Annotated in this window: 7 protein-coding genes and 1 pseudogene; 4 read left to right on the forward strand and 4 right to left on the reverse strand. The window is 67.8% G+C overall.

All coding sequences use genetic code 11. From position 1 onward, the window contains the following. Nucleotides 1–99 precede the first annotated feature (99 nt). Nucleotides 100–909 (forward strand): annotated as a pseudogene (locus ACWGJY_RS37190) (Tn3 family transposase); the annotation flags it as partial. 226 nt (nt 910–1,135) lie between these two features. Here ACWGJY_RS37190 and ACWGJY_RS37195 read toward each other — a convergent pair. The 4 genes from ACWGJY_RS37195 to ACWGJY_RS37210 are packed head-to-tail and all read right to left on the reverse strand — an operon-like array spanning nt 1,136 to nt 5,338. After that, nucleotides 1,136–1,936 carry an MBL fold metallo-hydrolase gene (locus ACWGJY_RS37195; RefSeq protein WP_453265322.1) on the reverse strand — a complete coding sequence of 267 codons (801 nt, stop codon included), beginning with the start codon at nt 1,934–1,936 and terminating at the stop codon, nt 1,136–1,138. Beyond that, a complete protein-coding gene (locus ACWGJY_RS37200) occupies nt 1,933–3,603 on the reverse strand; it encodes a zinc-binding dehydrogenase (RefSeq protein ID WP_453265323.1) in 1,671 nt (556 codons plus the stop codon). The genes ACWGJY_RS37195 and ACWGJY_RS37200 overlap by 4 nt, the downstream gene beginning before the upstream one ends. Next, the gene (locus tag ACWGJY_RS37205; protein ID WP_453265324.1) at nt 3,600–4,211 is read right to left on the reverse strand and encodes an ester cyclase; all 612 of its coding nucleotides are present in this window, start codon (nt 4,209–4,211) and stop codon (nt 3,600–3,602) included. The genes ACWGJY_RS37200 and ACWGJY_RS37205 overlap by 4 nt, the downstream gene beginning before the upstream one ends. A 14-nt stretch (nt 4,212–4,225) precedes the next feature. Next, the gene (locus ACWGJY_RS37210; RefSeq protein WP_453265325.1) at nt 4,226–5,338 is read right to left on the reverse strand and encodes a hypothetical protein; all 1,113 of its coding nucleotides are present in this window, start codon (nt 5,336–5,338) and stop codon (nt 4,226–4,228) included. Between the two features lie 99 nt (nt 5,339–5,437). On the opposite strand from ACWGJY_RS37210, the gene ACWGJY_RS37215 reads away from it, so the two are divergent. The 3 genes from ACWGJY_RS37215 to ACWGJY_RS37225 all read left to right on the forward strand — a co-directional run bounded on the left by ACWGJY_RS37215 (nt 5,438) and on the right by ACWGJY_RS37225 (nt 7,551). Next, nucleotides 5,438–6,136 (forward strand): TetR/AcrR family transcriptional regulator, encoded by a 699-nt coding sequence (locus ACWGJY_RS37215; RefSeq protein ID WP_453265326.1) that lies wholly within the window; start codon nt 5,438–5,440, stop codon nt 6,134–6,136. Between the two features lie 211 nt (nt 6,137–6,347). Further along, nucleotides 6,348–7,253, forward strand: coding sequence for a recombinase family protein (locus ACWGJY_RS37220; RefSeq protein WP_453265327.1), 906 nt, complete (start codon nt 6,348–6,350; stop codon nt 7,251–7,253). Nucleotides 7,254–7,299: 46 nt separating this feature from the next. Then, a complete protein-coding gene (locus tag ACWGJY_RS37225) occupies nt 7,300–7,551 on the forward strand; it encodes a hypothetical protein (RefSeq protein WP_453265328.1) in 252 nt (83 codons plus the stop codon). The last annotated feature ends 266 nt before the right edge of the window (nt 7,552–7,817 follow it).

Genomic DNA, 7,817 nt, shown 5'->3' on the forward strand with positions numbered 1-7,817 from the left:
AATACCGCTTGGAGTACTGACTACCCACCTGGCACTACTTCCTCTGGAACCTCATGTCCCAGTCTCCAGGTGTCCAGTCACAAGGGGAAGCTTCATCCGGACGCGCTGCTGAACCTGGACGGCGGGGTCAAGCCAGAGATGGTGGCCACCGACAACGCCTCGTACTCCGACATGGTGTTCGGCCTGTTCAAGATCCTGGTCTACAACTTCTCACCCCGATTCCGCGACCTGGACGACCAACGGTTCTGGCGAGCCACGATGCCCGGGGTGGATACGGGCACGTACGGCGCGGTGGAGGACCTGGCCCGCAACCGGGTCAACCTGAATAAGGTGATCACCCACTGGCCGGACATGCTGAAGGTCGCCAGCTCCCTGGTCACCAACCAGGTCCGGGCGTATGACCTGCTGCGGATGCTCGGACGGGAGAACCGGCCGATCCCGCTGGGGCAGGCGTTCGCCGAGTACAGGCGGATCGCCAAGACCGAACACCTGCTGCGGGTGGTCGACTCGGTCGACGACACCTACCGGCGGCAGATGAACCGGCAGCTCACCGTGCAGGAGTCACGCCACAAGCTGGCCCGGGACGTGTGCCACGGCAAGCGCGGCACCATCCACCAGGCGTACCGCGACGGCATGGAGGACCAGCTCGGCGCGCTCGGCTTCGTCCTCAACGCCGTGGTGCTGTGGACGACGCGGTACATCGACGCCGCCGTCGACCAGCTCCGCGCCGAAGGCCACGAGATTGCGGGCGAGGACGTCGCCCGGCTTTCCCCGCTCAAGCACAAGAACCTTAACGTGCGCGGGCGCTACAGCTTCACCGCCAGCGTTCCGGCCACTGGCGCCTTGCGTCCCCTTCATGACCCAGGCGCGCCCGGGCTGGACGAGGACGACGACGGCCGTGAGGACTGAGACCGGCCAGCCGGCAGTCGCTTCGCTTGAGGAACCGGCCTGTTCCTGGCCAGACCAGGTAGCCAGCTCCGGCGACGGTCAGCGTGATGAGCACGGCCGGAACGGGACGACGGTGCACCGGCTCGGGGGCGGATGCCACCGGACCGGTGCACGCCTTCGGGCAGCGCCTCCCGTACCAGGCGTCCGGCCATGTGCCTGCGGTGTCGAAGGCTGCGAGGGGATGTTCTTACAGTGTGGTTCTGTTCTGGGCTCGGTGCAGCAGCGTGGGGTCGTGGGCGTTGACGAGCAGGAGGTCGAGAGGGTTCTCGGCGCAGAGCTGGGTCAGACGACGGTGGTTGCCTTCGACTTTGGACCAGTCAGAGGCGACGACTCGCTCCATCGTGGTCAGGGACTTCGGGACCTGGCCGGTGCCGTCGATCTGTCCGTGGTGGTAGAAGCAGTCACCGACGTGGAGAACCCAATGGGTGCCTGCGTCGACAGCGATGGCGGCGTGGCCCCGGGAGTGGCCGGGCAGGCTGATCATGACGATGCCGGCGGCGATTTCGGTGAGTTCTTTGGCGTTGGGGAACCCCCGCCACGGCTCGCCGCCTTCAAGGGTGTGCGGGACGATCAGAGGGTCGTGGGCGCGGTGGGATGCGACGTAGCGGCCCCGCTCCATGGCTCCCTCGGGCTGCAGGGCAGCGTGGTTCTCGGTGGTGGTGAGGTGGACCTGGGCCCAGGGGAAGTCGGCGAGTCCGCCGGTGTGGTCGGCGTCGAAGTGGGTGAGGACGATGTGGCGGACATCCTGGGGGGCGTAGCCGAGTGCGGTCACTTGGCGGATCGCTGCCTCGGTGGTGTCAAAGGCGGGGCGGACATAGAAGCGTGCTGCTCCGAAGCGTCCTGCTGGGTCGGCGGCGTCCTTGAGTCCGAGGCCGCTGTCGATGAGTACGAGGCCGTTGTCGGTCTCGACGAGCAGGACGTGGCAGACCAGTCCGTCGGGTGCCCGCCAGGGGCGCATGGTGCCGCAGTTGAGGTGGTGGACCTTCATGGGCGTCTCAGTCCTCGTGGATGACCTGCAGGATCGCTGTGTGGTGACGTACCGTAGTTGTTCTCATCCCAGTGCTGCGAGCATGTCGGCCTGCGCGTCGGGATCGGATGGCAGCCGGGCGTCGATCTCCTGGATGGGGCGGGAGCCGTCCCAGTTGGCTGCGACGAGCTTGATGAGATCAAACACGAACTTCTTCGACCCGCCCAGGTCGGAGATCTCGATGACGGTGCCGGGGCGGTGCTCGGTGGCCAGGTAAGCGAACCGGCCATCCTCGCCGTCGATCCGTCCTTCTTGCCCCACGGTGAAACCGGCCGCGAGGGCACGGTCTGGTAGTCCTCACTCCAGTAGGCGACGTGCTGCACGCCCTCGTGGCCGGCGGCGAGGAAGCCCCGGTACATCGAGGGGGCATCGTTGACCGGCGTGATGAGCTCGATCTGGATGTCGCCGCTGTTGGCGACCGCGACGTCCATGGCCATGTCCGACGGTTCGCCGTGATAGGTGAAGTCGCCGGGCTTGACGTTCTTGAGGTAGAACCACGGGCCGATGCCGCAGTTGATGAAGCCCTGCATGGAGGCTTCGATGTCGCGCACCACGTACCCGATCTGTGCGATGGAGCCGAAGATGTGCGCCACCGGGCTGGGGGTGGTGTCGGTGTGGGCGTCGGCGAAGGTCAGTACGAGCTTGCCGACCGCGGCGTTGGTCCGGAGCCGTTGGGCGGCGTCGTCCGCCCTGTCGGCGGGATAGACGCTGTCCAGGCGCGGCGCGATGTGGCCGTCGGCGACGGCGGGGAGCACGCGGTCGGCCAGGGCCTCCACGACGTCCGCGAGTTCGCTGCGCGTGCGTATGCTGAAGGTGGTGTCGATCAGCTTCTGGCGGCGGAAGGCGATCGTATCGAGGTTGACCTGGGTGGCGGGACCGGCGAGTCGGCCGATGCTCACGATCCGTCCCCCGATCGCGGTCGCCTCGGGTACGGAGGTGAACAGTTCGCCACCGACGTGGTCGAGGGTGATGTCGGCTCCTTGCCCGTCCGTGGCGGCCAGCACGGCCGTGGCCAGACTTTCGGTCTTGGTGTTGACCGTGATATCGGCGTCGGCTTTGGTCAGGGCTGTCCGCTTGTCCTCGCTGGTGGTGGTCGCGATCATCTTGCCGGCGCCGAGGGCCTGGGCGAGCTGGATGCCTATCAGCCCGATCGCGCTGGTGCCGCCGGTGATCAGCACTGTCTCACCCTGCGTGAATCGGGCTTGGGTGACCAGGGCGTCGTGTTCGGTGATGAGGCCGATCGGCAGGGTGGCGGCCTCCTCGAAGGACAGGCCCTCGGGGATGGGGACGATCAGCCGCGGGTGGCACAGCGCGTAGTCGGCGAACGCACCGATCGTGATGCCCATGACGCGGGTCCCTGCCGGCAGGTGCGGAGCGAGCGGGCTTCCGGTCTCAACGACCCCGGCCACCTCCATTCCCGCGGTGAACGCGCCCTCGCTCTGAGAGTTGGCGGTGTAGGAGCCCTCCAGCGCGTACAGGTCGGCTCGGTTGAGGCCGGCGGCGTGGACCTGGATGCGGACGGCGCCAAGCTGCTCGGGCAGGGCGATCTCCTCCAGCCGCCATTGTCCTCCCTCACCGCCGATCAGGGCGCGCATGGTCGAGGCGGTCTCGTTGGTTCGCGTGGTCACGATCGTGCTCCTGTGTCCTGGGGGCCGAGGTTCGGCTCGGTGCTGTTCAGCAGCCGCGGATCGGGCTTCGACCTGGCTGCGGAGAGCGCGCCGCGAAGGACGCGGGCGAGCTTGAGCAGTCCGGCGGGCCTGCGTTTGTCGAGGCCCGCTACCAACTGCTTGAGGATGGTGAGCTGGTCGAAGTAGATGCGCTCGGTGACCAGGTGCTCGTTCTCGTCGAAGATGAAGTACGCCGTCATCCGGGTGCGGTGTTTCGACCCGGTCGGCGGGATCTTGCCGAGCATGCCGTGGTGGGTGCCCTGCAGCCAGAACTCCACGATCACCGCATCGGCACTGTGCCTGAAGGCGATCAGCTCGTGATCCTGGTCGGGGAACGCGACCCGGGTGTCGTGGTAGTAACCGCGGACCTCGGAGTCGCCGTCGTGCACCAGCATCTGCGCGATCAGCTCGTAGTGCGGGTGGAGGAACGTCGAGAGCGTGGCGTCCCAGTCCTGGAGAACCTCGTCACGGAAGTGGTCGAGCACGAGCCGCTCCCGGGCGCGCAGGACGGCCTCGGCAGGCAGCGTGAACCGAGAGGGAGGTGACGGGTCGGCGGGTATGGCGGACATTTGTGTCTCCTGTCTCAGGCGGGCTGGGCGCCGTGGCGAATCGCGCCGTGCGTGAACGTCGGCTTCGTGCCGGGATTGGTCCAGGCACCGGTCAGCTCACTGGAGGGGAAGAACTGCAAGAACCGCGGATCGGCCTGGCTGCGGTCGGCCAGGGCCTTCTCCATGACGATCGAGTTGTACTGATCAGCCGTCGTCTCGATCGTGTTCGCGTTCAGCACGACCTCCTGCTGCCATGCGCGGGCCCACCTCGCCAGGCCCGGGAGCTTGGAGTACTCCGGGACCAGCGCCTCAGCGGCGATCACGTTCTCGCTGGAAACCCAGATACCGGTGTCGGTGTTGACGACCAGGGACTGGTTTCCGAACGCATGGCCGGGGGTCTTCAGCACCGCCACGCCGGGACCCAGCACCACCGAGCCGTTCACCGGCAGGAACGCCTCAGCCGGGACATCGGAGTAGGTACCAGGCTGGTACCAGGGCTTTTGCAGCGGGTGAAGGTCTGCCAGCGCAGCCAGCTCGTCGCGCTGCACGATCACCTTCGCGTTGGGGAACGCTGCCTCGGGTGCCTGCCCGAGATCGTCCTGGAAGGCGGTGGTCCCCACCCAGCGCCGCAGGTCCTGGGTGTGGAGGTGGTCGAACAACAGGTAGTCCACCTCCGCCGGGCCGATCCCCAGCCCGGCCAGATGACTGAGCACCGTGCCGTGCTCAGTCACGAACTGCCGCTCCAGAAAGCTCGGCGTGTGCTGGGCGAGCGTGTCGAAGTACGGCGTGTACCGCCCCAGCTCATGGTCGCTCGGCTCGAACAGCAACACCCGCTTGCGGCCGCCGGACTCGGTCCAGCGGATCACCTGCATCCGGTTCGTGATCGACAGGAACGGCGCCAGCGCTTTCGAGGCCCGGAACAACCCGAACCGCGTCGGATAGGGCAACGTCACCAGGTCACACGTCACGACGCTGTCCGGTGTTCCGGTCGACGTGAACTCGCCGCGGAACGCCGCAGCCTGCCGTCGGGCGATCCGCAACCGTGCCCCGGGCGGCTCCTCGGAGCGGGAGAGGTCGGTCACCGCATCGACCACCGTGCCGACCGTGGGCAGATCCTTCACTTCGGTACTGGTCCAGGGCAAGCCCATCGTCACTCCTCACACAGGTTTACCCACATCGTGGGTATCTGCTGGGCCACTATATCCACGGCGTGGATTTAATCAATCGGCTCCGGCACAATGAACCGCATGACTCGATCAGCGGACGCCAACGCCGGAGCCCGACGCGGCCGGCCCCCCAAGGGCACCTCGCAGCTCTCCAGGGACGCGATCGTCGACGCCACCCTCAAGGTCATCGACACCGACGGGGTCACCGCGGTCAGCATGCGTTCCGTCGCGCGAGTCCTCGGAGTCGACGCCAAGAGCCTCTACAACCACGTCGACGGCAAGGACGGGCTTCTCGACACCGTCGCCGAGCACCTGCTCGGCGGGGTGTCCATCCCGCCGGCGACCGGCGACCTGCGCATCGATTTGCCCGCGATCGCCGACGCCTTCCGCGACCGTGCGCTCCTCCACCCCGAAGCCGCACCCCTCGTGCTGACCCGCCAGCTCGCATCCTTCGAAGGACTCGCACCGGTCGAAGCACTCCTGGGCGCACTCAGATCAGCGGGATGCCCGATCGAGGAATCGGTACAGCTGATGCGCATCCTCGTGGCCTCGCTGATCGGCACCCTGCTCCGGGAAGTTCAGGCGGGCCCCACCCTCGGCATCTCGGACAAGGGCGGCATCGCCGCGCGGCAGAAGACACTGGAAGACTCCGGCCTTCCCCACGTGATCGAAGCCGCCCCGCACCTCGCACGGTTCGACCGCGATGCGGAGTACGAGTACGCCGTCCAAGCTGCCACAGCACTCGTGCTGGACAGGATCGGGGCATCGCAGGCAGGGTGAGCGCGAAAATCGCACGGACAGCCAAAGAGGCGCAGGCCGCTGCCGCCCCGCCTGTCGGCAAACGATCGTTTGCCGACAGGCGCCCGACACGTCCAATGAACCCGTGCAATCCGGTGGTTCGCGGCGGCCGTATCCAATCAGATCCGATGGTGATTGCTGACAGCGTTTGACGACAGATAGGGGCCGATCCTCCATACGGAAAGGGGCCCCGGTGGCGAACCTGGTCTACAAGCGGGTCTCGACCGACCAGCAGTCCACCGCCCGGCAGAACCTCGTCCTGGACGAGGCCGGGATCGAGGACCCGGTCGTCTTCGAGGAGGACCCGGGCACCTCCAGCCGCCTCCACCCCCTCCAGCGCCCGAAGTTCCGCGCGCTCCTCGACTACGCGCGGCCGGGCGGCACCGTCCACATCTCCGAGATGTTCCGCCTCGTACGCGGAACCGGGCACATCCTCGACGTGCTCGACGTCCTCCACCGCGACCAGGTGGCGCTGCGCATCCACGACGGCGCGTTCTCCGCGATGGACCTCACCGCCCGCCACCCGCGCACCGGCGAGTTGCTGTCCACCGTGAAGTTCGTGGTGCAGACCCTCGCCGCCGCCGGCGAACTCCAGCGCGACCTCCAGCGCGAGCTGACCTACGACGGACTGCGCGCCGCCGAGGCCAAGGGCAGCAAGGGCGGGCGCCGCCCCGCCGTGGCGGCCGCGAAGACCGACACCGTCCGCACCGCCTACCTGGAGGGCTGCTCGATCGCCGCCCTCGCCCGCGAACACGGCGTCAGCCGCGGCGCCATCCGCGCGGCCGTCGCCGACCTCATGCCCGACCACACCGCCATCGCGGAGGACGTCCCGGCCCCGGAGCTGCCGGTCACCCTCGACATGCCGGGCAAGGTCGCCGACTTCCTTCGTATCACCGAGCTGGAGCCCGCCGAGCGGACCGCCCTCGACCACGGCGTGACCGTACGGCGCGGCCAGGGCAATACCCTGCGCGTCAGCACCACGCCGGCCATCCACCGTCAGCTCCTCGACCGCTGCCACCCCCTCGACGGCGGCCAGGGCACCCCGGCGGTCCCGGCCCAGCGCAAGGCTGCTGTGGCCAGACGAGGTTCGCTCCGCTGAAGCCCTGGTGGCCCCTGCCCCGGAGCCGCGACGCCAAGAGTTGCAGATGGCCCGGACCCTGATGACCTCGCTTTCGGAGGATTTTCGGCTCGACGAGCAGCCTGACCACTACCGGACGGCCTTGGACGACGTGGTGACGGCGAAGCTCGCGGGGCAGGAGCCACCGCATAGCCCTGCAACGCCAGTCGGCCCAGTGGTGGACCTGATGGCCATGCTTGAGGAGAGCGTTCGGGCTGCACAGGGCACGCGCAGCTCGAAGGCGAGGAAACCACCTGATCCCGGCCGTAAGAGCGGCTGACGCTGCGTTTGCGCACCAGTCGCGTCGCGCCGGCCCGACCGTACTCAGCAGGCCCCCGGAGCTTAGTTCCGGGGGCCTGCTGCTCAGGGCAATGGTTCGGGCGGGGGGCGGTTCAGCGGGTGCGACTTGCAGTGCGGGATGCCGGTGGAGCCGGGGCCTTCTGGGTAGTGCGGCTAGGGCCTGTGTGTGGTTGTGATCAATCAGTTGCCTGCAGGAGGTCATTGACCCAGATCATCGAGGCGCGGAGGTGGAGGCCGGCGAGGTAG

The sequence above is a fragment of the Streptomyces sp. NPDC054765 genome, from assembly GCF_053612065.1.